The sequence below is a fragment of the Knoellia koreensis genome, assembly GCF_013041615.1.
GTDB classification, from domain to species: domain Bacteria; phylum Actinomycetota; class Actinomycetes; order Actinomycetales; family Dermatophilaceae; genus Pedococcus; species Pedococcus koreensis.
In genome coordinates, this window is sequence record NZ_JABEPQ010000005.1 from 220423 (window position 1) to 247076 (window position 26654).

The window sequence follows — 26654 nt, forward strand, 5'->3', positions numbered from 1 at the left end:
GGGCGGGGGCTCGCTGCTGGCGGGGCTACTGCTCGGGGAAGCTGTCCTTGCTGACGGCCGAGTGCGGCTCCCCGAGGTAGGGGAAGTCGTCGGACAGGTCGGTGTGCGGCGGGATGTTGTCGCTGGTGATCTTGCCGTTCGTGATCATCGCCAGCCGTGCACTGGTGACGTCGTCGGTGAGGGCACGGCCGTTGGGGTATGCCGTGGGCTTGCTGCGGTCCCAGCGCAGCGTGTCGGGGACGATGGTCGCGAGCAGGGTCTCGCGCGCCTTGTCGGCCTCCCAGTTGCCGAGGTGCTCGAGGACGCCGACGAACCGGTCGAGGTGGTCGGCCTCGTCGGTGGCGGGGGTGCCCTGGTTGTAGGCGATCTTCTCGTCGTTGTCCTGGTTGAAGTAGGCCGTCACCGAGGGGTTGGCGCCGCGGTCGATCGACTCCCAGCCACTGTCACCTTCCAGCGCGACCCGCGCCCACACACCGATCGGCCCGTCGCCGAGCTCGGAGTCCGGCACCTCGAGCACGAGCCCGTAGACGTTGGCCTCGGCCATGGCGTCACGGCCGGTGAAGTTGAAGTTGTCGATGATGCCCTCGAGGTCGGCGAAGAACGGGTCGCTGCGCAGGGCGACGGCGATGCGGTGATCCTCGGAGGTGTCATCGGTGACCTCACCGGACATGCCGACGACGAGACCGTCGGCGAGGGTGCGCCCAACGGGCTCGAGCCCGCCGGCCTCGGCGCCCTTGGCCTGCAGGACCGAGACGGTCTGGCCTGCGTCGTCCAGCTCGGAGAACGTGAAGTGGTAGGTGATGTCCGGCTGCAGGTCTCCGTCGGTGTCGATGTGCACCTGGTAGACGGCGTCCGGGTGCAGGCCCGGCGCGTTAGCCGGATCGGGGTTGACGTCGAGGATGATCGCCGTCCGGCCCTCGGTCTTCGCCGGGAAGATAAAGAGGTCGGTCTGGTCGAGGCGCGGGTCGTCCTTCGGTGAACGCAGGTCGGGACCGCTGAGGTGGTGGGACATGGGACAAACTCCGTTCATCGCAGGTGGGGTCAAGCGGGAGCCGTGCCCTCGCATCCTCCTGACCGCGACCGCCTGCGGCAACCGCAGAACTGCGCAGACTGAGTCGAGCTCGGTCTCAATCAGTCGGGCAGGTCGAGGGCCCGCGCGATCGGCACCCCCGCGCGGTAGGACAGGTGCACGTGCGACGGTGCGTCGAGCACCGTGAGGTCGGCACGCGCGCCGACGACGATCCGCCCGATATCGTTGCGGCGCAACGCCTTCGCGGCACCTGCGGTCGCGGCATACACGGCCTGCCCAGGCGTCAGCCCCATCTCGCGCACGGCGAGCGCGATGACGAACGGCATCGAGCTGGAGTAGCAGGTGCCCGGGTTGCAGTCGGTGGCGAGGGCGACCGAGACTCCGGCCGCAAGCAGCGCCGCGGCGTCCGGGTAAGGGGACCGGGTCGAGAACTCCACCCCGGGCAGCAGGGTGGCCACCGTGGTGTCGGCGGCGTCGGCGAGGGCCGTCACGTCGGCGTCGGACAGGTAGGTGCAATGGTCGACACTCGCGGCGCCGAGCTCGACGGCGAGCTGCACGCCGGGTCCGTGACCGAGCTGGTTGCCGTGCACACGCAGCCCGAGGCCAGCGTCGCGGCCAGCGATGAGCACCTCGCGTGCCTCGTCACCGGTGAACGCGTGGGCCGAGTTGGGCTCGCAGAAGACGTCGACCCACCTCGCGTGCGGGGCAGCGGCTTGCAGCATGGGGCCGGTGACGAGCGCGAGGTATGCCGCGCGGTCGGCGGCGTACTCGGCCGGCACCACGTGCGCCCCGAGGAACGTCGTCTCCGGGCTCACCTCCCGAGCGATGCGCAGGGCGCGTGCCTCGTCCTCGACGGTGAGCCCGTAGCCGCTCTTGACCTCGACGGTCGTCGTGCCCTGGGCCCGCATCTCGGCGACCCGCGCCGCGACCAGGGTGCGCAGCTCGTCGTCGGTCGCCGCTCGCGTTGCCGCGACGGAGACGCCGATTCCCCCACCGTCGTAAGCGGCTCCGGCCATCCGGGCGGCGAACTCCGCGCCCCGGTCACCGGCGAAAACCAGGTGGGCGTGGGAGTCGACGAAGCCGGGCACCAGCGCCCGCCCGTCGAGGTCGACCCGGTGGTCGGTGGTCGTGGCAGCGTCCGAACCGGCGGACGAGGCGTCCCCGACCCAGGCCACGAGGCCGTCCTCCACCACGATGGCGGCGTCGCGCCGCAGCCCGAGCCCGTCCTCACCCGTGCCGTCACAGGTGACGAGCTCGCCGATGCCGCTGACCAGGGTGCTGCTCATCCTTGGTGCTCCCTCACGCTGGCGAGGGCGGCACCCAGCAGCTCGGCAACATCGCCCAGGCTCGTGTGCTCGCCTCTCTCGACGATGGTCCGGCCACCCACCACGACGGTGTCGACGTCGGCGCGGGTGGCGCTGTAAGCGATCTGCCCCGGCTTGGAGCCCACGGTGCCCACCGTGTCGGTGCGTACCGCCACGAAGTCCGCGAGCCGGCCGACCTCGAGGACACCGCCGTCGTCCCAGCCCAAGCTGCGGTACCCCTCCACGGTCGCCGCCGCGAGCAGCTCGTCGGGCGTGAACCGGCCGCGCTCGTTGCTCTCGAGCCGCTCGTGCATCTCCAGCCCGCGCAGCTCCTCGAACGGGTCGACGACCGCATGCTGGTCTGACCCGAGCGACAACCGGGCGCCGGCGTCGGCGAGCGCGCGGGCCGGGCCGATGCCGTCCGCGAGGTCGCGCTCCGTGGTGGGGCAGAAGCAGGCTGTGGCGCCTGCCTCCCCCAGCAGGGCCACGTCGTCGTCCGACAGGTGCGTGGCGTGCACGGCCGTGAACCGGTCGGTCACGAGGCCGGCGTCGGCCAGCAGCTCGGTGGGCGTGCGGGCGTAGAACATCTGGGCCGCAAGGTTTTCCGCGGGCTGCTCGCTGACGTGGGCGTGCACGACCCGCCCTCGCGTCACCTCACCCATGGCGGCCAGCTCGTCCCTCGGCACGGCACGCACCGAGTGCACCGCGCCACCCACCCGGGTCGTCGCGTCGGTCACGTCCGCCTCCAGCCGGGCCACCCGGGCCGCCCACGTGTCAACGTCACCGTCGGTGAACCGCACCTGCACGTCGTCGAGGGGCAGGTGCCCGTCACCGGTGAGGCCGCCGGCGAGGTAACAGGTGTCGAGCAGCGTCAGCCGCAACCCGGCGTCCCGCGCTGCCGCTGCCAGCGCCGCGCCCATGGCGTTCGGGTCCGCGTAGCGCTGCCCCGCCTGGTCGTGGTGCAGGTAGTGGAACTCCCCCACGACCGTCATCCCTGCGAGGGCCATCTCGCCATAGACCGCCCGCGCCAACGCGTAGTAGCTGTCCGGGTCGAGGCGACGCGTCACGGCATACATCAGCTCGCGCCACGTCCAGAAGTTGCCGCCGCCGCCGTGGGTGCGTCCGCGCAGCGCCCGGTGGAAGGCGTGGCTGTGGGCGTTGGCGAGGCCGGGGAGGACGACGCCAGGCAGGTGCACGTCGCCCTCCCGCGGCCGCGAGTGCGGCCGCACGACGGTGAGGCGACCGTCCTGGGCCTCGAGCCGGACGTCGGTGGCGACGCCGGTGGGCAGCCAGGCGTGCTCGGCCCACCAGCTGGTCCGGGTCATGGGGTGTCGCCCGCGAGGTCCTCGAGCACCGCAGTGAGTGCGGCGACGCCTTCGAGGCAGTCGCCGAGCTCGGCGTGCTCAGCGGGTGAGTGGGAGACGCCCGTGGGGTTGCGGACGAACAGCATCGCGGTCGGAATCCCTGCGTTGGCAAGGATTCCCGCGTCGTGTCCCGCGCCGGTGCCGAGGATGGGTATGCCGCCGAGCCGGGTCTGCAGGCGAGCCGTCAGCGCCGAGTCGAACGGCGTCGACGGGGTCCAGGACTCCTCCATCACCTCGCCGCCGGACTGCTCGACCATGGCGCGGACGTCCGCGACGGCCCGGCGGACGGCCCGCGGGCTGGCCCCCCGCGCGTCGAGCCAGCCCGTCACGTGGCTCGGGATCGCGTTGACCCCACCGGGGGTGACCGCGACCTTGCCGATGGTGGCGACGCAGCCGTGCTGGATGGCGGCCTCGCGCGCGGCGAGGACGGCGCCGGCATACCCGAGCATGGCGTCCTGGCGGTCCTCGAGGCGGGTGGTGCCGGCGTGGTTGGCCTCGCCGCCGAAGTCGAGCCGCCAGCGGCCGTGCGGCCAGATGTCGGAGGCGACCGCGACGGGGTGGTCGAGGTCGACCAGTCCCCGGCCCTGCTCGACGTGGAGCTCGACGAAGGCGCCGACCCGGTCCAGCGTCTCGGGGTCACGGCCGATGTCGTGCGGGTCGCGGCCGGCGGCGGTGAGGGCTTCGGCCATGGAGACGCCGTCGGCGTCGGTGAGACTGCGGGCGCGGCGGGCCGTCATGGCACCGGTGATGACCCGCGACCCGGCGCAGGCAACCCCGAACCGGGCACCCTCCTCGTCGACGAAGTTGACGATCCCGATGGGTCGATCGGGCTGGAAGCCCTTGTCCCGCAAGGCATCCACAGCGGCCAGTGCGCTGACGACGCCGAGCGGCCCGTCGAACGCACCCCCGTCCGGCACGCTGTCGAGGTGGCTGCCGGTGACGACGCCCTTGCGTCCCGCCCGTGCCGCCTCGTCGGGGTTGCCCCACCAGGCCCACTGGTTGCCCATCCGGTCCTCGACCAGGTCCAGGCCTCGAGCCGCGCACTCGCCGGCGAACCACTCACGCAGGTCGTGGTCCGCCCGGGTCCAGGCGAACCGGCGGTAGCCACCGGACGGTGCATGGCGGCCCACCGGCTCCAGCGCAGACCACATCGACTCGAACGTGGCGCTGGCCCGGTGGCGGCGTGGACTGGTCATCACGCAGGACGATCCCACATCCGGCGCCGCCGCTGGAGCGCGGGCCAGCCGATTTGCGTCTCGGATCCCAGACGGTCGGCGCCATCGACGCCGACCGTCCGGCTCAGCCGACGAAGGTCACGCCGCGGAAGGTCACGGCATACTGCGACAGCTCGGTGCCCGTCCACGGCACCTCGACCTTCGTCGAGATGGTGCCCGCGGCAGGGTCGACGCCGATCAGGCGCACCGGGTTGGCGTTGCGGTCGTGCATGCAGGTCAGGAACGAGTAGATCGTGTTGCCGTTGACCCCGCGGTCAGTGCGGGTCGCGGCCGAGCCGACATGGCCGGAGAAGACCATCTTGATGTTGGGGTACTGCGACACCAGCCGGTCGTAGAGGTACTGCGGTGACGTGGACCCGTACCCGCCGTTGTCCTGGCCGATCGTCCCGTCGCCATTGAGGTAACTGTGGGTCTGGATGATGACGTTGTGGTCGGGGTACTGCTCGACCACGTTGCGGGCCCACTCGATGGCGGCCGGGCGCGGCCACAGCTCGAGGGTGAGGACGAGCCAGCGCTTGCCCCCGGCGTTGAAGGTGCTGAAGACGTTGTCGACCTTGCCGGGCTCGAAGGCGCCGCCGACGTTGCGGTAGCGCGCCGCGGTGAAGACCCGGTTGAACTCCTCGGTGTGGCGCACCAGCTTGGCGCTCTGGCAGTCGGAGACGAGGAAGCGCTGCTGGCACTCGGGGTTGGACTGGTAGGCCGAGCCGCCGTAACCGCTGCTGCCGGGGATGCCGTCCCAGCCGACCGCGCGGGTGTCGTGGTTGCCCAACGGGAGGGCGTAGGGCAGGGCGGCGCCCTCGACGCGACGCATGCCGTCGCTGACGATGGACAGCTGCTGCGGCTCCACCCAGCCCCAGTTGGTCACGTCACCGGACGCGCCGACAAAGGCGAGGTTGAGGGCCGACTTGTTCTCGGCCAGCCAGCGTGCCCGCTGGTCGAAGCGCCCCCAGTTCAGGCCGCGTGACGTCTCCTCCTGGGTGTCGGGCATGACTGCGATGGTGAATGCCGCGTTGCCGACCGGGCGCGGGGGCTGCGGGGGCGTGGTGGTGGTCGTCGGCGGGGGCGTAATGGTCGTGGTGGTGGTCGTGGCACTCGGCGTCGACGTGGTCGTGGCCGTCGTGCTGGGCGTCGTGGTGGTCGTGGTGCTCGTCGGCGGCACCGTCGTCGTGCTGGACGGTGCAGGCGGCGTGCTCGACGTGGTCGTGCTCGTGGCCGTCGCCGTGGTGGTGGTGGGCGTTGGCGTGACCGAGGTCGTGGTCGGCGCCGGTGTCGTGGTCGAGGGTGCGGGCGGGACCGCCTCGGTGGGCTCGGTCCAGAAGGCCACCCCCAGGTCCTGCCAGCCCTGCGCCTCGAGCGCCCGCCGGGAGGCGTCCGTGGCGGCCATGCGGTGCCGGCCGTCCTTCTCGAAGGTCCGCACGGCCGTGCAGCCGCTCTGCTCCTGCGGGTAGGCGTAGAACCAGGCACCCTGGTCGACGTACCCGTCGGCGACCGCGGCGTCGAGCTGGGCCCCGGCCGGCACCATGCGGAAGTCGCCCTGCTTGTAGAGCCGGTGGATGCCACGCAGACCCGGGTTGGGGAACCACGAGGCCTGGTACTCCACACCAGGGTCCTGCGTGTAGCCGTACCGCGAGGCCGCCGAGACGGCCTCGGCGAGCCAGATGGTGTCGATCGAAGACGTCGTCTGGGGGTTGACCCGCTTCAGCACGGGCATCGCGTTGTCGAGGCAGCTGGACGCGCTGGCCCACGTGGGCACGACGAGTCCGACGAGCACGCTGGCGCAGGTGACGACCAGGGCCAGGCCCCAGCGTCCGCGGCGCATCCGTCGGGTCCTGCGGGCACGGTGAACCCGGCTGGTGTGGCGGCCCATGACACTCCCTGCACTAGACGACGTGCGTTTGGTACCACGTAGCCGCAACGCAGCGGTTCCACCATTGGGGTGGTTTGGGGCGATCTACCATCGAGGCGTGACCGAACTCCCCCACGGCGACGCCGCCGACGACGGCGCCGCACGCGCCGCCCGTGCCCTGGCCGACAGCGGCATCGACCACACGATCACCCGCCACGGACGCGTCCGCTCGCTGGAGGAGGCCGCGGCCGCCCGCGGTGTTCGACCGGCCGACGTCATCAAGACGATGGTGGTCCGGCGGGGCAAGGGCGACTACCTGTTCGTCCTGGTGCCCGGCGACCGCGAGATCTCCTGGCCCAAGCTGCGCACCTACCTCGGCGTCAACCGGCTCTCCATGCCGGATGCCGAGAAGGCACGCGAGGTCACCGGCTACGTGCGCGGCACGATCACCCCGTTCGGGGCGACGACCGCGTGGCCCGTGCTCGCCGACTCGACCATGACCGGCCACGACATCTCGATCGGTGGAGGCGCACCGGGTGTGGCCGCCACGGCATACGCCGACGACGTCATCTTCGCGCTGGGCGCGCAGGTCGCCGACGTCACCGACCCGGTGGGCTGAGCCGAGACGCCGGCAACTCCGGCGGACGCGCGGGGCTCAGCCCTCGCGCATGGGGACCCGCACGCCCTGCTCCTCGGCGGTGCGCTCGGCGATGTCGTAGCCCGCGTCGACGTGCCGGATGACACCCATCGCGGGGTCGTTGGTGAGGACACGGGCGAGCTTCTGCGCGGCGAGCTCGGTGCCGTCGGCGAGGGAGACCTGGCCTGCGTGCATCGAGCGGCCGATGCCGACGCCGCCACCGTGGTGCAGCGAGACCCAGCTCGCGCCGGAGGACGTGTTGACCAGCGCGTTGAGCAGCGGCCAGTCGGCGATGGCGTCGGAGCCGTCGAGCATGGCCTCGGTCTCGCGGTAGGGGCTGGCCACGGAGCCGGTGTCGAGGTGGTCGCGACCGATGACGATCGGGGCGCTCACGTCGCCGGTGCGGACGAGCTCGTTGAACGCCAGACCGGCCTTGTCGCGCTCGCCCTGACCCAGCCAGCAGATGCGAGCAGGCAAGCCCTGGAAGGCGATTCGCTCCTGCGCGCCCTTGATCCACTTGTGCAGCCGCTCGTTGTCGGGGAACAGGTCGAGCACCGCTCGGTCGGTCGCCGCGATGTCCCTCGGGTCGCCCGAGAGCGCCGCCCACCGGAACGGGCCCTTGCCCTCACAGAAGAGCGGACGGATGTATGCCGGCACGAAGCCGGGGAACTCGAACGCCCGGTCGTAGCCGCCGAGCCGGGCCTCGTCACGGATCGAGTTGCCGTAGTCGAACACCTCGGCACCGGCGTCCTGGAACTCCACCATGGCCTGCACGTGCTTGGCCATCGACGCGCGCGCCCGGTCGGTGAACTCCTCCGGCTTCTTCGCGGCATACTCCGGCCAGTCCTCGACCGAGATCCCTTCCGGCAGATAGGAAAGCGGGTCGTGCGCCGACGTCTGGTCGGTCACGATGTCGATGGCCACACCACGGCGCAGCAGCCCGGGGAAGACCTCGGCCGCGTTGCCGACGACGCCGACCGACCAGCCGCGCCGCTCCTCCTTGGCGCGCAAGGCCTTGTCGATGGCGTCGTCGAGGTTGTCGGCCACCTCGTCGAGGTAGCGGTGCTCGACCCGGCGCCGCAGCCGCGACTCGTCGACGTCGACGATGAGGCAGGCGCCCTCGTTGAGCGTCACGGCGAGCGGCTGCGCGCCACCCATGCCGCCGCAGCCACCGGTGAGGGTCAGCGTGCCGGCCAGGGTGCCGCCGAACTTCTTCTCCGCGATCGCGGCGAACGTCTCGTAGGTGCCCTGCACGATGCCCTGGGTGCCGATGTAGATCCACGAGCCGGCCGTCATCTGGCCGTACATCGTGAGACCGAGCTGCTCGAGCCGACGGAACTCCGGCCAGTTCGCCCAGTCCGGCACGAGGTTGGAGTTGGCGATGAGCACCCGCGGCGCCCACTCGTGGGTCTGCATGACGCCGACGGGGCGGCCGCTCTGCACGAGCATCGTCTCGTCCTGCTTGAGGTTCGAGAGGGTGCGCACCATCGCGTCGAACGACTTCCAGTCGCGCGCCGCCCGCCCGGTGCCGCCGTAGACGACGAGGTCGTCGGGTCGCTCGGCCACCTCGGGGTCGAGGTTGTTCATGAGCATCCGCAAGGGGGCCTCGGCACCCCAGTGGGTGGCGTGCGTGAGGGCGGTGCCGCGCGGGGCGCGGACGGGACGTGCACCTTCCATGACGTTCTCCTTGAACGGTTTTCGACAGACTCGGTATGCCGCGTGGTTCAGTTGAGGGGGCCGGTGGCGGTTTCCGCCGCCGCGACGACGGTGCCGTCGACGACCAGCTCGTAGGCCGACTCGAGGTCGGGGGCGAGGAAGCGGTCGGGTCCCGGGTCGACGCGTCCGCCCTCGGCGAGGGCGGCGATCACGGCGGCGGCCGCGGGACCCGGCTGGAGTGGCGCCCGGAGCTGGAGCCCGCGGGCGGCGGTGACGAGCTCGATCGCGAGCACCCGCTCGAGGGCGTCGACCGCACGACGCAGCTTGCGGGCGGCGGACCAGCCCATCGAGACGTGGTCCTCCTGCATGGCACTGCTGGGGATCGAGTCCACCGAGGCGGGGACGGCCAGCCGCTTGAGCTCGGACACCATCGCTGCCTGGGTGTACTGCGCGATCATCAGGCCCGAGTCGACGCCGGGGTCGTCGGCGAGGAACGGAGGCAGCCCGTTGTTGCGGGCCTTGTCGAGGAACCGGTCGGTGCGCCGCTCGCTGACCGAGGCGAGGTCAGCGGTGGTGATGGCGAGGAAGTCCAGGACGTAGGCGACCGGCGCCCCGTGGAAGTTGCCGTTGGACTCGACGCGCCCGTCAGGGGTGACGACGGGGTTGTCGATGGTCGAGGCGAGCTCCCAGCCGGCGACGCGCTCGGCGTGGTCGAGGGTGTCGCGCATGCCGCCGGCCACCTGGGGGGCGCAGCGCAGCGAGTAGGCGTCCTGGACGCGGGTGCAGGCGGCCGGGTCGCGATGCGACTCGCGAATCGGGCTGTCCTGCATGACCTTTCGCATGTTCTCGGCGGACTTGGCCTGGCCGGGCTGGGGTCGCAGGGCGTGCAGGTCGGCGGCGAACACGTCGTCCGTGCCGAGCAGTCCCTCGACGCTCATGGCGGCCGCGATGTCGGCCGTCGTGACGAGGCGGCGAAGGTCGGCGATGGCGAGGGCCAGCATGCCGAGCATGCCGTCGGTGCCGTTGATGAGGGCAAGGCCCTCCTTCTCGCGCAGCTCGACCGGCGAGATCCCTGCCGCGGCAAAGGCTTTCGCGGTCTCCATCGGCTCGCCGGCCGCGTCGCGGACCATGCCCTCACCCATGAGCGCGAGCGCGCAGTGCGAGAGCGGGGCGAGGTCTCCGGAACAGCCGAGCGAGCCGTACTCGTGGACGACCGGCGTGATGCCCGCGTTGAGCATGGCGACGTAGGTGGTGAGGGTCTCCTCGCGGATGCCGGTGCGACCGGAGGCGAGGGTGGCGATGCGCAGCAGCATCAGCGCGCGCACGACCTCCCGCTCGACCTCCTCGCCCGCACCCGCGGCGTGCGAGCGCACGAGCGAGCGCTGGAGCTGGGCGCGCAGGTCGACCGGGATGTGGCGGGTCGCGAGCGCCCCGAACCCGGTCGACACCCCGTAGTGCGCGACCTCGTCATCGGCCAGCGCCTCGACGACCGACCGGGTGCGACGCACCTCCTCGAGCGCCTCGGGCGCGACCTCGACGCGGGCGTCGTGCCGGGCCACGGCGACGACGTCGTCGATCGTGAGGGGGCTGCCGCCGACGGTGACCGTCGCGACGGAAGGTGCAGTGGTCGTCATGCCCCCATTGCAGCGCACGGTATGCCGCGTGCGCGCCCCGCGCACGCGGCATACCGTCTCGGATGCGAGACGAGTTGCGCGCTACCCCGGCCCGAAGGCCCGATCTGCCGCCTGGTCGTCAACCACGTTCCATTTGGGTGGGTTACCGACGTCAACCACGTTCCATTTGGGTGGGTTACCGACGTCGACGACGATCCAATTGGGAAAAGTTGCACGGTCGTGCAAAGTTGCTCTATGGTGCAGACATGAGCACGACGCCGGACCGACCCACCGCCGCTCCCGAGGGGCTGCGCGCCCGCAACCGAGCGCAGACCGCGCGCCGGCTCGAGGAGGCCGCGTGGGAGATCGTGGCCGAGCGCGGCTTCGAGGCCGCGACCGCCGACGCCATCGCCGAGCGCGCGGGCGTCTCCCGTCGCACCTTGTTCAACTACTACCCGCGCGTCGAGCTCGTCCTCCAGGAACCGATGCGCGAGGCGATCGCAGGGCTCGTCGACCGCTTCCTCGCCCGCCCGAGCACCGAGACCATGCGCGAGTCGCTCGCGGCGATCCTCACCGAGCCACTCGAGGCCGAGGTCCTGGAGAAGGCGGTCGTCTGCTTCTCGCAGGCCGCCACCTCCCCCGCCGCCCGCTACTTCCTCGTCGACGCGCAGGCCGCCGAGGTCGCGCAGGTCGCCGAGGCCGTGATGGCACGGCTGGCCGACGCCGCCGACCCGATCTACGCCGAGGTCGTCGCGCGCTCGGTCATGGCCGCCGGCACGGTCGCGACCCTGGCGTGGCTCGACCAGTCACGAGGCGTCGTCGACGACGACACCCGCTGGCTCCACCTCGAGCTCCTGCGGCAGGCGTTCAGCCACCTCTACACCGCGTTCTCCGAGCCGGCCACCCCCGACGCCGACCTCACCACCCCCATCGACACCTCCACCCGGGAGTCCTGACCCATGGCCACCTTCCTCTACCGGCTCGGGCGCCTCACCGCCCGCCACGCCTGGCGCACCATCGCCGTCTGGGCCCTGGTCCTCGGCGTCCTCGGCGGCCTCATGGCTGCGTTCTCCACGCCCCCGACCTCGCAGATCACGATCCCGGGCGCGCAGTTCCAGCAGGTCATCGACGACCTCGGCCAGGAGATCCCCGCCAGCTCAGGCGGCATCGCGACCATCACGATCGAGAACGAGCGCGCTGGCGCCTTCACCCCGGCCCAACGCACGGCCATCGACCAGACCCTCGCGCAGTGGGAGAAGGCCCCGCACGTCCAGTCGGTCATGAACCCCTTCGAGCAGCAGGCCCGCCTCGACGACGGCGCCGCCAAGGTCCGCGACGGGCAGGCGCAGATCGACAAGCAGCAGGCCGAGCTCGACAAGGGCCACGACTTCCTGCGCCTCGCCACCCGGGACCTCGCGACCGCGCGCGCCGACCTCGCCGAGCTCGAGCGCGCCGGGCAGGGCGACAGCGCCAAGGCCCAGGAGCTGCGCGCCCAGATCCCCAACCGGGCCCAGGGCAACGCCGACCTCAAGGCGCAGCTCGACTCCGGTGACGCGAAGATCGCGCAGGCCCGCGCCCAGGTGCAGCAGGGCCAGCGCATGCTCGACCTGAGCGACGGCCTGCGCTTCGTGAGCAAGGACGGCAGCACCGCCATGCTGCAGATCCAGTTCGACCAGTCGGTGTCGCAGCTGTCCCCCGAGGTGCGTGCCCACGTCCCCGAGATCGGCGCGGCCCTGGCCGACGACGGTGTCCGGGTCGACTACAACGCCGACATCCTGCAGACCCGCAGCCTCATCGGGGTCGGGGAGATCGTCGGGTTCGTCATCGCCGGCATCGTGCTGCTGCTCATGCTCGGCACCCTCGTCGCCGCCGGCCTCCCCCTGCTGGTCGGCCTCGTCGGGGTCGGCGTCGGCATCGTCGGCGCGATGGCGGCCACCGCGTTCTTCGACATGAACTCGATGACGCCCGCACTCGCCCTCATGCTCGGCCTCGCCGTCGGCATCGACTACGCCCTCTTCATCGTCAACCGGCACCGCCAGCAGCTCCTCGGCGGTGTCGAGCTCCAGCACTCGATCGGACTCGCCACCGGCACGGCCGGCAACGCGGTCGTCGTCGCCGGCACCACCGTGGTCATCGCCCTCGCCGCCCTCACCGTGTCCGGCCTGCCGATCCTCGCCCAGATGGGTCTCGTGGCCGCCGGCACCGTCGTCGCCACCGTCCTCGTCGCCATCACCCTGACGCCGGCCGTCCTGAGCCTGATGGGTCGCCGCGTGCTGTCCAAGCGCGCCTGGGCCAAGGCCGGGTATGCCGCGGACGGCGGCAAGCACGCCGGGTCACCTCGCGCACGGGGTCGGTGGGTCGAGGTCGTCACCGACCGCCCATGGCTGGCCATCGTCGGCACCGTTGCGCTGATCGCCCTCCTGGCGCTGCCCGCCCTGTCGCTGCGGCTCGGCCTGCCTGACGGCAGCAGCGAACCCAAGGACTCCAGCGCTTTCCACTCCTACGTCACCATCGAGGACAATTTCGGTCCCGGAGCCAACGGTCCGATCGTCGCCGTCGTCAGCCTCGACGACCCGATCAGCCAGGCCGAGGTCACGCCCACGCAGCTGCGTGTGGGCGAGCAGCTCGCCGACCTTGACGGCGTCCGGCAGGTGGTGCCGTTCGGCGTGAGCGCGGACCGCGACACCCTCGCCTTCCAGGTCGTCCCCACCGAGGGACCCACCTCGCAACGCACCGTCGACCTCGTGCACAACCTCGACGAGCTCGGCTCCGACCTGGGCCAGGGCGAGAGCCTCGGCATCACCGGCCAGACGGTGGCGAACATCGAGATCTCCGAACGCCTCGCGAGCGCCCTGCCGCTCTACGTGCTGCTCGTCGTCGGGCTGTCGCTGCTGCTGCTCATGGCGGTGTTCCGGTCGGTGCTGGTGCCGCTCGTCGCAACCGGCGGGTTCCTGCTGTCGGTGGCGGCCGCCTTCGGCGCCGTGGTCGCGGTCTACCAGTGGGGCTGGCTCGGCGACCTGCTCGGCGTCAGCCGACCCGGCCCGATCATGCCGTTCTTCCCGACGCTGCTCATCGGCGTGCTGTTCGGCCTGGCGATGGACTACCAGATGTTCCTCGTCTCGGGCATGCACGAGGCACGAGCCCATGGGGAGGAGTCGCGGCGTGCCGTCCGCACCGGGTTCCGGCAGGGCTACAAGGTCGTCGTCGCGGCCGCCGCGATCATGATCTCGGTCTTCGCAGGCTTCGTCTTCGCCCACCTCACCATGATCCGGCCCATCGGACTGGGCCTCGCGATCGGTGTGGCGGTCGACGCCTTCCTCGTGCGAATGACGTTGATACCAGCGGTGATGCACCTGCTCGGCGACAAGGCGTGGTGGATCCCCCGGTGGCTCGACCGGCTCCTGCCGAACCTCGACATCGAGGGCACCGGCCTCACCCGCCACCTCGCCCGCACCGAGTCCGAGCGCGGCGACGACAGCGAAGGCGAGCCCGCCACGGCCGGCGACCGGCCGGCATACGAAACCGTCTGAGGCCGTCCGCCACGCACGGCGACGCCCGCCGACTGGGAGGGGATCTCGGTCGGCGGGCGTCGCTGTCTGGTCAGGCGGGTTTGACCGCCAGGACTGGGCAGCTGGCGTCGAGCAGGACGCGCTGCGCGGTCGAGCCGAGGATGAGCTTGCCCACCGGCGTGCGGTGCCGAAGCCCGATGACGAGCACCGAGGCATCGACGTCCCGTGCCGCGGCGAGCAGTGCCTCGGCCGGGTCGTTGCCGTGCTCGACCCGGCGCACCTCGGCGGTCAGGCCGAGCTCGTCGAGGTCACGGCGGACCCGGTCGAGCTGCTCCTCACCGGCACGGTGCGCGTCGGCGAGCACGTCGTCACGCGACATGTTGACGACGAGCAGCGGCTCTTGCCGGCGCCCGGCCTCCTCGACGGCCGCGGTGAGGGCGGCCTCGCCATAGTTGTTGGGGACGTACCCCACGAGAACGGTCATCTCGGCTCACATCCCCATGTCTGGAACGTTGCCACCACGCCCGAAATTAGTGGTGGCACTCTTGAGCGGGTCCCGCCCGTCACTGCCGGCCGGGCCGTTCGTCCCGTCGCCGTCGCCGCCGTCGTCGCCACGCACCCGGCGGACGATCGCGGCGATGAGCGGCCAGGCGAGGACCAGCACGACGATGCCGTAGCCGACCCACGCCACCGGCCCACCGAGGAGTCCCGACCACTCGCCACCACTGAGCTGCAACGAGCGCCGGAAGTGCAGCTCGGCGAGCGGGCCGAGGATGACCCCGACGATCATCGGCAGCACGGGCAGACCGAACCGGCGCATCGCGAAGCCCAGCAGGCCCAGCAGGAGCAAGAGGTAGAGGTCGAACGGCTGCCCCTGCACGGCATACGCACCCATCGACGCGAAGAAGAGGATGCCCGCGTAGAGGTAGGGGCGCGGGATCTGCAGCAGCTTGGCCCAGGCCGGGGCGAGCGGCAGGTTCAGCAACAGCAGCATCGTGTTGCCGATGAAGAGGCTGGCGATGAGGGCCCAGACCAGCTTCGGCTCGCGGGCGAGCAGCGTCGGGCCCGGCTCGATGCCCCAGCCCTGGATCGCGGCCAGCATGATCGCCGCGGTCGCGTTGGTGGGCAGGCCGAGTGCGAGCATCGGCACGAGCGTGCCCGCGGCCGAGGCGTTGTTGGCGGCCTCGGGGCCGGCCACGCCTTCGATCGCGCCCTTGCCGAACTCCTCCGGGTGCTTGGAGAGCTTGCGCTCGGTCATGTACGACATGAACGTCGGCAGCTCGGCACCACCCGCCGGGATCGCCCCGAACGGGAACCCGAACGCGGTGCCGCGCAGCCACGGCTTCCACGAGCGCTTCCAGTCCTGCTTGCCCATCCAGGGCTGCCCGACCGGGATCACCTCGGCGGCCTTGCGACGCAGGTGGGCGGCGACCCACAGGCCCTCACCGACCGCGAAGATGCCCACGGCCACCACGACGACGTCGATGCCGTCGGCCAGCTGCGGGATGCCCAGCGTCAACCGCTGCTGCCCTGTCACGCGGTCGATGCCCACCAGCCCGATCGACAGGCCGATGAGCAGCGAGGCGAGGCCGCGGATCCGGGATGACCCGAGCACCGCGGACACCCCGACGAAGGCGACGACGATGATTGCGAGGTACTCCGGCGAGCCCAGCGTGACCGCGAACTTCACGATCTGCGGCATGACGAGGACCAGCAGCATCGTGCCGATCGTGCCCGCGATGAAGGAGCCGATCGCCGCCGTGGCAAGGGCCTGCGCGGCCCGGCCGGCCTTGGCCATCATGTTGCCCTCGATGGCCGTCACGACCGACGACGACTCACCCGGGGTGTTGAGTAGGATCGAGGTCGTCGACCCTCCGTACATACCGCCATAGAAGATGCCGGCAAACATGATCAGGGCCTGCGCCGGCTCGAGGCCGTAGGTCACCGGCAGCAACAGGGCGACCGTCATGGCCGGGCCGATGCCGGGCAGCACACCGACGGCGGTGCCGATGATGACGCCCGCCAACGCGAACAGCAGGTTCGTCGGCGTGAGGACGTCGCCGAAGCCCTGCAGCAGGGCGTTCAGGTTGTCCATCAGAGGATTCCTTGGAGTATGCCGGCCGGCAGGTTGACGCCGAGACCGATCGCGAACACGTAGAACGTGATGAGCGCCAGGGCGACGGCCACGACGAGGCCGCGGATGTGGTGCCGGTTGCCCAGGGCGAATGCGCTGCCCCAGAACAGGATCGAGCCGCTGATGACCCAGCCCAGGTAGTCGATGAGCACCGCGTTGAGGAGGAAGAAGAACGCGAGCAGGCCCAGCGTCTTCCAGTCGGCGCCGTGGGTCAGGTCGACGTCCTCACCTTCCTCCTCCTCGCCGCGGCCACCCTTGAGGATGTCGACGAGGTAGAAGGCGGACACCACGAGCAACGCGACACCCAGCACGATCGGGACGGCGCGCGGACCCACCGGGTCGTTGCTGCTCGCGGCGTGGCCGATCCGGCTCGCGTCGACGAGCAGGGCCACCCCGAGCAGGGCAAGGCCCGCGCACACACCGAGCTGTGCGCGGTCCTTGATCCCTGCTCGGGAACGGGAGTCCTGCAGGCTCATGCCAACCCGAGCTGCTTGAGCAGGTCGGCGACGTCCTGGTCCTGCTGCTTGAGGAAGGTGCCGAACTCGTCACCGGTCTCGAAGGCGTCGGTCCACCCGCGCTTCTTCTCCTCGTCCTTCCACGCCTGGGTGTCGTGCATCTTGGTCAGCGCGTCGATCCAGACCTGCTTGTCCTTGTCGGAGATGCCGGGAGGGGCGACGATGCCGCGCCAGTTGGTGAAGACGAGGTCGATGCCGGAGGACTTGAGCGTCGGCACGTCCTTGAGGGCCTCGACGGGCTCCTCACTCGTCACCGCGAGCACCCGCACCTCGCCGGCCTCGACCTGGTCGAGGAACTCGCCGAACCCGCTGGCGCCGAACTTGATCTTGTTGCCCAGCAACGCCGGCAGCAGCTCCCCGCCACCGTCGTAGGTGACGTAGTTGACGTCCTTGGGGTCGATGCCGACCGTCTTGGCGAGCTGCATCGGGAGCAGGTGGTCGGGACCACCGGGCGACGAGCCACCGCCGACGGCGAACTTCTTCGGGTCGGCCTTCCACGCGGCGACGAGGGCGTTGATGTCCTTGTAGGGCGAGTCCTTGGGCACGACGATCGCGCCCGCCTCCTCGATGAGCTTGGCGATCGGGGTCGTCTCGGCCAGCGTCGCCTTCGACTTCTGGGTGTATGCCGCGCCGACGACACCGAGCCCCATCTGCATGGCGAGCTTGCCGTTGCCCTTCTCGTTGACGATCCGCTGGAGGCCAACGGTGCCGCCCGCGCCGGGCAGGTTGAAGACCTGGACGCTGCCGGTGATCTTCTGGCTCTCCATGACCTTGGCGGCCGTGCGAGCCGTGGTGTCGTAACCACCGCCGGGTGCGTTGGGCACCATCAGCTGCAGGCCCGAGGCCGGCTTGCCGTCACCGCCGCCGGACGACGACGATGAGCCACCGGCGTCGTTCTTGGTGGCGCCACAGGCAGACAGGGCGAGTGCGGCGGCTGCGGCGAGGGCCGCGAATCGGACGATGGAACGGGAACTCATCATTGAGACCTTTCGCTGTGCGGGGGCGAGCGATTGAATCGTGTCGGCCCACCGGCCGGTCGTCTCCGTTTCGTCAGCAGTGAAGGTTGAGTTCATAGTGGTCATGCGTGCGCGGCGAGCGACCCTGGCGGGACAGCTGCTGTTCCTCCAGGTGGTGATCGTGCTCGCGGTGGCGGTGACGGTGGGTGCGTTGTCGGTCGCGCAGTCGTCGGCGACGTTCACCCGGGTCGAGGGCCGCCGCGTCTCGGCGACGGCCGAGCAGCTCGGCGCCAACCCGCTCGTGCGCAGCTCGCTGCGGGTGCCGGAGACCCGGACGGCGCTGGCCACCCTCGCCCAGTCGGTGCTGACCCAGTACCGCGTCTCCACGGTGAGCTTCGCCGACGCCGACGAGAAGATCCGCGTCTCCACCGACCCCACCCTCGACGACACCCGGCTGCCGTTGCCGCGTCCCGAGGTGGCCTACGGGGCGGGGTGGTCCGGGACCCTGGACGTCGGCGGTCGCAAACAACTCGTGTCGCAGGTGCCGGTGCTCGAGGAGGACACCGGCCGCCAGCTCGGCACGGTCATGATCGGTGAGGACGTCCCCTCGGTCTGGAACCGGCTGGGCGACGCCTCGTCCTACCTGCTCGTCTACCTCGGCACGGCGCTCGCGATCGGCCTGCTCGGGTCCTGGCTCCTCGCCCGCCGCATCAAGCGCCAGACCCTCGGCATGGAACCACGGGAGATCACCGGGCTCGCCGAGCACCGCGAGGCACTGCTCTACGGCATCGCCGAGGGCGTCATCGCGCTCGACCCCGCCAAGCGGGTCACCCTCGTCAACGACGTCGCCCGGCGCCTCCTCGACCTGCCCGAGCACGCGATCGGCATGAGCCTGGACGACCTGCGCATCAAGGGCCGGTTGTATGCCGTGTTGTCCGGTGGGGCGACGGAGGGCGCCTCCGGCGGTGGGGACCGCGGCGAGCCGGGAAACGACAATGGCGACGAGGGTGCCCGCCCGGAGCTGGCCGACGAGGTCGTGGTCCGCCGCGGCCGGGTCCTGGTGATGAACCGCATGGAGGTCGAGAAGGACGGGCGGCGACTCGGCACGGTCACGACGCTGCGTGACCGGACGGCTCTCGCGGACCTCGAGCGCCAGCTGGGGTCGTTCCGCAGCAGCACCCAGCTGTTGCGGGCGCAGGGGCACGAGTTCGCCAACCAGCTGCACACCATCAGCGGACTGATCCAGATCGGGGAGTACGACGAAGTGGTCCGGTACGTCGACGCGGTGAGCCAGCGGCGGCAGTCCCTCGACCTGTCGGTCAACAGCCGCGTCCGTGACCCCGCCGTGGGGGTGCTGCTGATGGCGAAGGCATCGGTGGCTGCCGAGCGCCGGGTCGACCTGCGCATCAGCGACGACACCAACCTCGACCGGCTCCAGACCGAGGACTCGGCCGACGTCGCGACGATCGTCGGCAACCTCGTGGACAACGCCATCGACGCCGCCGCCGGACGCCCGAACGCCTGGGTCGAGGTGGAGATCGCGCACGACTCGACGACCGTGCGGATCACGGTGCGCGACAACGGTTCTGGCGTGCCCGATGATGTCGCTGCCACCATCTTCGACCAGGGCGTGACGACCAAGGCGACGGGAGCGGATGAGCACGGCATCGGCCTCGCCCTCACCCGCATGGTCTGCCGTCGCCGCGGTGGCGAGGCCGAGTTCCACAACACCGCCGACGGTGCCGTCTTCACGGCATACCTCACCGTCGCACCGGTGCCCGAGGCAGTGGCGCGATGACCGACAACGCAACCAACCGGCCCACCCGAAGCGCACCCACGACGCGCGTCCTCATCGTCGACGACGACTTCATGGTGGCGCGCGTGCACACCGGATTCGTCACTCGCACAGAGGGATTCGAGGTCGTCGGCACCGCTCACACGGGCTCGGACGCCGTCGCGCTGGCCCGCGACCTCACGCCAGACCTGGTGCTGCTCGACCTCTACCTGCCCGACCGGTTCGGGCTCGACGTCCTCGCCGACCTGCGCGCCGCGGGGCTCGAGTGCGACGTCATCGTCATCACCGCCGCCAAGGAGGTCGAGGCGGTGCGCGGCGCGATCCGGCTCGGCGTCGTGGACTACCTGCTCAAGCCGTTCGGCTACGACGACCTGCGCGAGCGCCTCGACCGGTATGCCGCGCGGCACCGGCTGCTCACGGGCGACCAGGTCCGTGGGCAGGACGACATCGACCGGGCGCTGGCGATGTCGTCGCGGGCTCCGTCGGCGGTGCTGCCCAAGGGACTGAGCCCGGAGACGGTCGCCCTGGTGGAGGCCGCCCTCGCCGACGCCGAAGGCAGCCTCTCCGCATCCGAAGCGGCGGAAACCGTTGGAATCTCACGTGTTTCGGCCCGCCGCTACCTCGAGTACTTCGTCGGGATCGGCACCGCCGAGGTCAACCTCAGGTACGGCACGACCGGACGCCCCGAGCGTCGCTACCGGCGAGTCTGACCGCATGCCCAACGCACCCGCCGCCCGGCACGCCCTCGAGGTGCTGACCCTGCTCGCCCGGCACACCGAGCCTTTGCCCGCGGGAACGATCGCCCGCGAGCTCGGCCTGCCGCGGTCGACGACCTACCACCTGCTCACCGCGCTCACCGACACCGGCTTCGTCACCCACCTGCCGGAGGAGCGCCGCTACGGGCTCGGCGTGGCCGCCTTCGAGCTCGGCACGGCATACCAGCGCCAGGCGCCACTGCAACGCATAGCCCGTCCCCTCCTCGGGCGACTCGTCGACACCACGACCCACAACGCCCACCTCGCGGTCCTCCACGGGCGGGACGTCCTCTACGTCATCGAGGAACGCGCGCCGGGACGCCCGCTGCTCGTCACCGACGTCGGCGTACGGCTGCCCGCACCCCTCACCGCCAGCGGCCTCGCGATGCTGGCAGCGCTGCCCGCCGCCCAGCTGCGCGCGCTCTTCCCCCACAGGGACACCCTCGTCGACCGGGACGGCCGCGGGTTCCCCAGCGTGACGGCGCTGCGGCGCGAGCTCACGACCATCCGGTCGCGCGGGCACGCGGTGGAGGAGGGAACCGTCAGCCCCGGCCTGTCCTCCGTCGCCCGCGCCGTCATCGACCACACCGGTCACCCGGTGGCGGGCGTGGCCCTCACCTTCCCCACCGATGGCGTCGATGCGGGCGAGCGGAACCGGTTGGTGGCGGCCGTGACTCGCGCGGCCGCGACCCTGACTGCGCGGATCGGCGGCCGGCCCTGAGGTCAGCCGCGGTTGCGCTGGCGGCCGCGGCCCTCCTCGGCCTCACCGGTGAACCCGCGGCCGAACGCCCACCAGAAACCGCTGACGATCGCCACGACCACCAGGACCGCGACCGGCAGGTCGGCCATCCCGACCAGCACACCGCAGATCGCGACCAGCATGGTCAGCGTCCACGCGACCTTCAGGTAGTTCGACATTCCCCGTCCCCTTCGTCCGCGGCCACCCGGCGTGGCCCGTGTCTCAACCCTCGCACGGGTGCGCGCGGCGACGGGTCCACCGACCGGTTGACCCGAGTCCTGTGGGTGACGGTGCGCCATGGAGCAGCGTCACCCACACGACTGCGAGGTCAGACGCCCATCCGCTCCCACTTGCCCCAGATGGCGAAGGTGAGGCCGGCACTGGCCTGGATGTTGACGAACAACGTCGACCCGTCCGGGCTGAACGTCGACCCGGCGAACTCGTCGTCGTAGCGCGGCTGCCCGGTACGTGAGCTCTGGACTCGGTTGAGCGCGATGTCCCAGAGCTGGCCGCCGCGGTTCAGGCCACGCACGTAGTTGTCCTGGTTGTTGTCCTCACAGACGACGAGGGTGCCGCGCCTGCTGACGGTGATGTTGTCGGGGAAGTCGAACGTCTGCTTGCCCGGCGACTCATAGACCAGCCGCAGCTTCTCGCTGCGCGTGTCGTAGGCCCACACCTGTCCGAACCCGCGGCCGTAGCCGGCGGAGCTGTCCGGCCCGGTCATCGCAGGGCCGCCACCCTGGGTGGAGGTGAAGTAGACGACGCCGTTCTTGTAGACCTGCCCCTCGAGCCGCGAGAAGCCGGCCGCACCCTTGGCCCGGCCCTGGTCGCCCACGTGGACGATCGCCGTGTCGTTGGGTGTCGGCGCAGTCTGACCGGGGGTGTACGGGTACGTCGGGTCCGGGTCGTCGATGTCGACCCACTCCACGGCATACGTCGCGCCCTTGGGCTGGTGCGCCTCGAGGTGCGCGTTGGGCTGGCCCTTGACCGCGAGCATCTGGAGCCGACCGTCGTTGGCGAGGTGACCGGACTCCATCGGGTTGGTCGAGGGCGTGTAGCGGTAGAAGCCCGACGGGAACGCGAAGTTGTCCTCGGTGAGGTAGAGACGTCCCTCGCGCGGGTCGAACGACACCGCCTCGTGGGCGAACCGCCCGGCGCGCGTGAGCGGCTCACCGCTGGCGCGGCCGTCGACGGGCACCTCGAAGACGTAGCCGTGCGGCTTGGTGAGCGGCACGTTGGACGCGCCGGTGAAGTCCGGCCCGACGTCCGGGCCGTTCACCGTCTCCTCGCACGTCACCCATGCGCCCCAAGGCATCTGGCCGCCGGAGCAGTTCATCATCGTGCCGTTGATGGCGGTGTATGCCGCGTGGACCTCACCGCGGTTCGTCACGTCGACGTGGGTGCAGCCACCGCGAGCCATCGGGTCGTAGGTGTGGTCCCCGACGGGCCCAAAGGCGGGGCCGGGGTTGTTGACCTCGTGGTTGCGGATGAGGGTGACGAGCCCACCCGGCCCGGCGAAGGCACCCATGCCGTCGTGCCGGCCCGGCAGCAGAGTCCCGTCGTCGAGCGTGACCGGCTGCTCGGTGTCGTGGAACGAGCGGTAGGAGAAGCCCTCCGGCAGGTGCAGACGCACCTTGCCGTCGCGCTGGTCCGGGATGGGCCGGAGCCCGCGGAACGGTGCACCTCCGATCGCGGCTGCCGGCCCTGCGACGAGACCTGCGAATGGCCCGCCCAGCGCCACCGCTCCGGCGGCTGCGGCACCGCCCTTGAGAATGGTCCTGCGTTCGATCGCCACGTGAATCTCCCTTCGATCGGCGAATCTCGACACGCTATGCCTTGGCTCCCGGCGACGGAAGAGCTGCGAGGACGCAGAATGGGCCCGTGACCAGCGACGATGCGCCCGACTCCGCGCGCGTGCCCACGACCCCGGAGGCGGCTCCGGTGGTGACTGCGGTCGTGCTCTGCGGTGGCGAGGGGCGCCGGTTCGGGTCGGACAAGACCCGCGCGGTGGTGGCGGGCCGCACCCTGCTCGACCGCGCCCTCGACGGCCTGCCGGCGCACTGGCCGGTGCGCTGTGTCGGCGCGCCCCGACCGACCGCACGACCCGTCGACTGGGACCGCGAGGACCCGCCCGGTGGCGGCCCCGCGGCTGCCATCGCCGCCGCCCTCCCCCGGGTCTCGACACCCCTGGTTGTCGTGGCCGGCGGCGACATGCCCTTCGCCGGATCCGTTGTGCCACAACTGGTCTCGCGGCTGACCGACGACTCGGCGGAGGTCGACGCCGTCGTCGCGCGCGACGGTGACGGGCGTCTGCAACCCTTGCTCGCGGCATCCCGGCGCGATGCCCTGGCGACCGCGCTGGGAGGCGACGCACGGGGTATGCCGCTCATGCGCGTGCTAGACCGGCTGCGCCTCGACGTCGTCCCCGTCGCGGCCCCCGGCAGCCTCGACGTCGACACCCCGGGCGACCTCGACCGGGTGCGCCATAGGCTCGAGTCATGAAGGCCATCACGATCCGCGAACCCGGCGACGCCGACGCCCTCACCCTCGCCGACGTCGACGAGCCCCAGCCTGCACCCGGTGAGGTGCGCATCAAGGTCGCCGCAGCGGGCGTCAACCGCGCAGACATCATGCAGCGCAAGGGTTTCTACGACCCGCCGCCCGGGTCGTCGCCCTACCCGGGGCTCGAGGTGAGCGGCACGATCGACGCGCTCGGCGCCGGGGTCGAGGGCTGGTCGGTGGGCGACGAGGTGTGCGCGCTGCTGGTCGGGGGCGGTTACGCGGAGTACGTGACGGTGCCGGCCGGGCAGGTGCTGCCGGTGCCAGCGGGGGTTTCGCTCGTGGAGGCGGCGGCCCTGCCCGAGGTCGTGTCGACGGTGTGGTCGAACGTGTTCATGACGGCGAATCTCCTTCCGGGACAGACGATCCTCATCCATGGCGGGTCGTCCGGCATCGGCACGATGGCGATCCAGCTGGCCCGTGAGGTGGGGGCCCGGGTGGCGGTGACAGCGGGGTCCGCCGAGAAGCTGGAGCGGTGCCGCGAGCTCGGCGCCGAGATCCTCATCAACTACAAGGAGCAGGACTTCGTCGAGGTCATGAAGGAAGCCACGGATGGGGCCGGCGCCGACGTGGTGCTCGACAACATGGGCGCGAAGTACCTCGCGCGCAACGTCGACGTCCTCGCCACGAGCGGCCGGCTCGTCGTCATCGGCCTCCAGGGCGGCACCAAGGCCGAGCTCGACCTGGGGATCCTGCTGCGCAAGCGCGCGGCCGTCATCGCGACGTCGCTGCGGGCCCGCCCCAAGGCAGAGAAGGCGACGATCGTGACCGCGGTGCGCGAGCACGTCTGGCCGCTGGTCGAGTCGGGCCGGGTCAAGCCCGTCGTCGACCGCACCTTCCCGCTCGTCGACGCCGCCGACGCCCACCGCGCGATGGAGGCCAGCGGCCACGTCGGGAAGCTCCTGCTCCTCCCCTGACGCCACAGCTTTTCCGCGTCAAGCGGGAACGTGAGGTTCGCTCGGGCTACTGACGCGAGCGAACCTCACACTTCCCGAGCGAACCCGACCGACCGGCATACCGCAGGTTTGGGAGAGCTCCTCGTCAGCGCCTAGACTGGAGGCAGCAAAGGGTTCCCTGTGCGCCTTGGAGGCGGGTGCGGCGCACGCCAGTTTCGGCGTACCCCCGCCCCGCACAGGACGAGCAACCCGTGTCACCCGTCACCGCCTACCGCAGGCTCTTTCGCCTCGCCGGTCCCTTCTACGTCGTCACCGCGTTCCTCGGCCGGCTGCCGCTGGCGATGAGCCAGATGGGCGCCATGCTGCTGGTCGCCTCGACCACCGGTTCGTATGCCGCGGGCGGCCTCGCCGCTGGGTCGCTGGCCGTCGCGAACGCCCTCAGCTCGCCCGTGGGCGGCTCGCTGGCCGACCGTTACGGACAGCGTCCGGTAGTGCTCGTGCAGTCGGTCGTCGGTGGTCTCGGACTCTTGGCCATCGTGGCGCTTGCGTCGGCCGACGCACCCAGCCGGGCGCTCGTCGCTGCGGCCGCCGTCACGGGGCTGTTTCTCCCCCAGATCGGTCCGCTGGCCCGGGTGCGCTGGCGACCGATCACCGCCGGCACCGGCGAGCGGCGCGACCAGCTCGTGGCGACCGCGTTCTCCTACGAGGGCGCGGCCGACGAGGCGACCTTCGTGCTCGGCCCGATGCTGCTCGGCCTGCTCATCGCGGTCGCCGCGCCCGGCGCCGGCTTGGTCCTCGCGGCGGTGCTGCTGCTCGTCTTCGGCTGCGCGTTCGCTCTCCACCCCACCGCGCGGCTCACTCACGCGGCCCGTCCGGACGGTGCGCCGCGCGGCCGGCTGCTGACTCCCGCGCTCGTCGTGCTCATGGGAGCGCAGCTGCTCATCGGCTCGCTGTTCGGTTCGGTGCAGACCGGCACGTCGGTGCTCTCGATCGCGAGCGGCCACACCGGCGCGGCTGGTCTGATCCACGGGCTGCTCGGCGTGGGGAGCGTCGTGGCCGGGCTGTCGCTGGCCGCCGTCCCCGAGCGGGTCGGGCTGCCGACGCGGATGCTCGCGAGCGCTGGCGCCCTGGCCGTGCTGACCCTGCCGCTGCTGCTCGTCGGATCCCTCGGCGCACTCGTCGCGGCGGTGCTCGTGCTCGGCTTCGCGGTGGCGCCCTACATGATCACCAACTTCACGATGGGCGAGCGCGCGGTGCCGGCCACCCGGGTCGGCGCCGCGATGACGCTGCTCGCCGCCGCGACGGGCCTCGGGTATGCCGTGGGGTCCGCTCTCGCGGGCCGACTCGCCGACACGCACGGTCACCACGGGGCGTTCGTCGTCACGGTCGCCTCGGCCGCCGCGACGCTCGGGCTGGCCCTGGGCGCCGGACCACTGCTGCGCCGGACCACCCCCACCCCAGACCTCAGCTTTTCCGCGTCACGCGGGAACCTTCAGCATCACTCGGTCCAGTAGAGCGAGCGAAGTGCTGCTTTCCCGCATGACGCGGAAAAGCTGCGGCGGGTCTGGGACGCTGACGCCATGCGCATCCTCGCGACCGTGCTGGTCGCCCTCGTCGCCCTGATCCACGTCTACATCGTCGTGCTCGAGATGGTGCTGTGGACCACCCCGCGGGGACGCGCGGCCTTCGGGCTGACCCCGGAGTTCGCCGAGCAGACCAAGGCACTCGCCGCGAACCAGGGGCTCTACAACGGGTTCCTCGCGGCCGGGCTGGTCTGGGGGCTGGTCGGCCCGGAGCACCTGAGGTTCGGGTTCCAGGTGTTCTTCTGCCTGTGCGTCGTCGTCGCCGGGCTCTACGGTGCGGCGACGGCGAGCCGTCGGATCCTGCTGGTGCAGGCCCTGCCCGGTGCGCTCGCCCTGGCCGCCGTCCTCCTCGCCCACTGAGGTCCCCGACTCGTTGCGTCTGCGTGAACGGTTGCCATGGCAACCGTTCACGCAGACGCAAGCAAGCCACCCGGGTGGTTGACTCGCCCCTGTATACCCGGTATATCTGTGCTCACCCGGAGTGTGATACCGGGTATAGGGGACACCGCACAGGGAGCAATCGCACCC

23 protein-coding genes are annotated in these 26654 nt (G+C 71.2%); 10 read left to right on the forward strand and 13 right to left on the reverse strand.

What is annotated here, in order from left to right; genetic code table 11:
• Window positions 1-25: 25 nt before the first annotated feature.
• The 5 genes from HJG52_RS18400 to HJG52_RS18420 all read right to left on the reverse strand — a co-directional run bounded on the left by HJG52_RS18400 (window position 26) and on the right by HJG52_RS18420 (window position 6752).
• Window positions 26-1012 (reverse strand): DUF4331 family protein, encoded by a 987-nt coding sequence (locus tag HJG52_RS18400; RefSeq protein WP_171245079.1) that lies wholly within the window; start codon window positions 1010-1012, stop codon window positions 26-28.
• A gap of 119 nt (window positions 1013-1131) precedes the next feature.
• Window positions 1132-2316 (reverse strand): imidazolonepropionase, encoded by a 1185-nt coding sequence (gene hutI / locus HJG52_RS18405; protein WP_171245080.1) that lies wholly within the window; start codon window positions 2314-2316, stop codon window positions 1132-1134.
• On the reverse strand, window positions 2313-3659 hold the full coding sequence (locus tag HJG52_RS18410) for a formimidoylglutamate deiminase (RefSeq protein WP_171245081.1): 1347 nt from the start codon (window positions 3657-3659) through the stop codon (window positions 2313-2315). Before HJG52_RS18410 ends, hutI begins: the two co-directional genes overlap by 4 nt.
• Entirely contained in the window at window positions 3656-4894 is a 1239-nt protein-coding gene (locus HJG52_RS18415) for an allantoate amidohydrolase (RefSeq protein WP_240978196.1), read from the reverse strand. Before HJG52_RS18415 ends, HJG52_RS18410 begins: the two co-directional genes overlap by 4 nt.
• Window positions 4895-4997: 103 nt before the next feature.
• Window positions 4998-6752, reverse strand: coding sequence for a metallophosphoesterase (locus HJG52_RS18420; protein ID WP_171245082.1), 1755 nt, complete (start codon window positions 6750-6752; stop codon window positions 4998-5000).
• Between the two features lie 145 nt (window positions 6753-6897).
• On the opposite strand from HJG52_RS18420, the gene HJG52_RS18425 reads away from it, so the two are divergent.
• A complete protein-coding gene (locus HJG52_RS18425; protein WP_346767839.1) occupies window positions 6898-7398 on the forward strand; it encodes an aminoacyl-tRNA deacylase in 501 nt (166 codons plus the stop codon).
• Between the two features lie 36 nt (window positions 7399-7434).
• Here HJG52_RS18425 and hutU read toward each other — a convergent pair whose 3' ends face one another.
• Window positions 7435-9093, reverse strand: a complete 1659-nt coding sequence (hutU, locus tag HJG52_RS18430) for a urocanate hydratase (protein WP_171245084.1) — start codon at window positions 9091-9093, stop codon at window positions 7435-7437.
• A 47-nt stretch (window positions 9094-9140) separates the two neighbouring features.
• The gene (gene hutH / locus HJG52_RS18435; protein ID WP_171245085.1) at window positions 9141-10706 is read right to left on the reverse strand and encodes a histidine ammonia-lyase; all 1566 of its coding nucleotides are present in this window, start codon (window positions 10704-10706) and stop codon (window positions 9141-9143) included.
• 245 nt (window positions 10707-10951) lie between these two features.
• Between hutH and HJG52_RS18440 the strand changes: the two genes are divergently transcribed.
• Together HJG52_RS18440 and HJG52_RS18445 are read left to right on the forward strand one after the other, a co-directional pair.
• The gene (locus HJG52_RS18440) at window positions 10952-11641 is read left to right on the forward strand and encodes a TetR/AcrR family transcriptional regulator (protein ID WP_171245086.1); all 690 of its coding nucleotides are present in this window, start codon (window positions 10952-10954) and stop codon (window positions 11639-11641) included.
• 3 nt (window positions 11642-11644) lie between these two features.
• Entirely contained in the window at window positions 11645-14215 is a 2571-nt protein-coding gene (locus HJG52_RS18445) for an efflux RND transporter permease subunit (RefSeq protein WP_171245087.1), read from the forward strand.
• 70 nt (window positions 14216-14285) lie between these two features.
• Here the strand turns inward: HJG52_RS18445 and HJG52_RS18450 are convergent, their stop codons facing one another.
• The 4 genes from HJG52_RS18450 to HJG52_RS18465 are packed head-to-tail and all read right to left on the reverse strand — an operon-like array spanning window position 14286 to window position 17820.
• Window positions 14286-14678: a universal stress protein gene (locus HJG52_RS18450; protein ID WP_171245088.1), complete on the reverse strand. Its 393-nt coding sequence runs from the start codon at window positions 14676-14678 to the stop codon at window positions 14286-14288.
• Window positions 14679-14684: 6 nt separating this feature from the next.
• Window positions 14685-16289, reverse strand: a complete 1605-nt coding sequence (locus HJG52_RS18455) for a tripartite tricarboxylate transporter permease (protein WP_171245089.1) — start codon at window positions 16287-16289, stop codon at window positions 14685-14687.
• Entirely contained in the window at window positions 16289-16804 is a 516-nt protein-coding gene (locus tag HJG52_RS18460) for a tripartite tricarboxylate transporter TctB family protein (protein ID WP_171245090.1), read from the reverse strand. Before HJG52_RS18460 ends, HJG52_RS18455 begins: the two co-directional genes overlap by 1 nt.
• Complete coding sequence (locus HJG52_RS18465; RefSeq protein ID WP_171245091.1) at window positions 16801-17820, reverse strand: Bug family tripartite tricarboxylate transporter substrate binding protein; 1020 nt, start codon at window positions 17818-17820, stop codon at window positions 16801-16803. The genes HJG52_RS18460 and HJG52_RS18465 overlap by 4 nt, the downstream gene beginning before the upstream one ends.
• Window positions 17821-17923: 103 nt before the next feature.
• On the opposite strand from HJG52_RS18465, the gene HJG52_RS18470 reads away from it, so the two are divergent.
• The 3 genes from HJG52_RS18470 to HJG52_RS18480 are packed head-to-tail and all read left to right on the forward strand — an operon-like array spanning window position 17924 to window position 21070.
• Entirely contained in the window at window positions 17924-19597 is a 1674-nt protein-coding gene (locus HJG52_RS18470) for a sensor histidine kinase (RefSeq protein WP_171245092.1), read from the forward strand.
• Window positions 19594-20304, forward strand: a complete 711-nt coding sequence (locus HJG52_RS18475) for a response regulator (RefSeq protein WP_171245093.1) — start codon at window positions 19594-19596, stop codon at window positions 20302-20304. Before HJG52_RS18470 ends, HJG52_RS18475 begins: the two co-directional genes overlap by 4 nt.
• 4 nt (window positions 20305-20308) lie before the next feature.
• Window positions 20309-21070 carry an IclR family transcriptional regulator gene (locus HJG52_RS18480; protein ID WP_171245094.1) on the forward strand — a complete coding sequence of 254 codons (762 nt, stop codon included), beginning with the start codon at window positions 20309-20311 and terminating at the stop codon, window positions 21068-21070.
• 2 nt (window positions 21071-21072) lie between these two features.
• On the opposite strand, the gene HJG52_RS18485 is transcribed toward HJG52_RS18480, so the two are convergent.
• Together HJG52_RS18485 and HJG52_RS18490 are read right to left on the reverse strand one after the other, a co-directional pair.
• Window positions 21073-21267, reverse strand: coding sequence for a hypothetical protein (locus HJG52_RS18485; RefSeq protein ID WP_171245095.1), 195 nt, complete (start codon window positions 21265-21267; stop codon window positions 21073-21075).
• Window positions 21268-21416: 149 nt separating this feature from the next.
• Entirely contained in the window at window positions 21417-22883 is a 1467-nt protein-coding gene (locus tag HJG52_RS18490; RefSeq protein ID WP_171245096.1) for an alkaline phosphatase PhoX, read from the reverse strand.
• A gap of 86 nt (window positions 22884-22969) precedes the next feature.
• Here HJG52_RS18490 and mobA point away from each other — a divergent pair, with 86 nt between their 5' ends.
• From mobA to HJG52_RS18510, 4 genes are all read left to right on the forward strand, one after another.
• Complete coding sequence (gene mobA / locus HJG52_RS18495) at window positions 22970-23590, forward strand: NTP transferase domain-containing protein (RefSeq protein ID WP_171245097.1); 621 nt, start codon at window positions 22970-22972, stop codon at window positions 23588-23590.
• On the forward strand, window positions 23587-24564 hold the full coding sequence (locus tag HJG52_RS18500) for an NAD(P)H-quinone oxidoreductase (protein ID WP_171245098.1): 978 nt from the start codon (window positions 23587-23589) through the stop codon (window positions 24562-24564). Before mobA ends, HJG52_RS18500 begins: the two co-directional genes overlap by 4 nt.
• A gap of 230 nt (window positions 24565-24794) precedes the next feature.
• Window positions 24795-26057: an MFS transporter gene (locus HJG52_RS18505; protein WP_171245099.1), complete on the forward strand. Its 1263-nt coding sequence runs from the start codon at window positions 24795-24797 to the stop codon at window positions 26055-26057.
• Window positions 26058-26123: 66 nt separating this feature from the next.
• Window positions 26124-26486: a DUF1304 domain-containing protein gene (locus HJG52_RS18510; RefSeq protein ID WP_171245100.1), complete on the forward strand. Its 363-nt coding sequence runs from the start codon at window positions 26124-26126 to the stop codon at window positions 26484-26486.
• Window positions 26487-26654 lie beyond the last annotated feature (168 nt).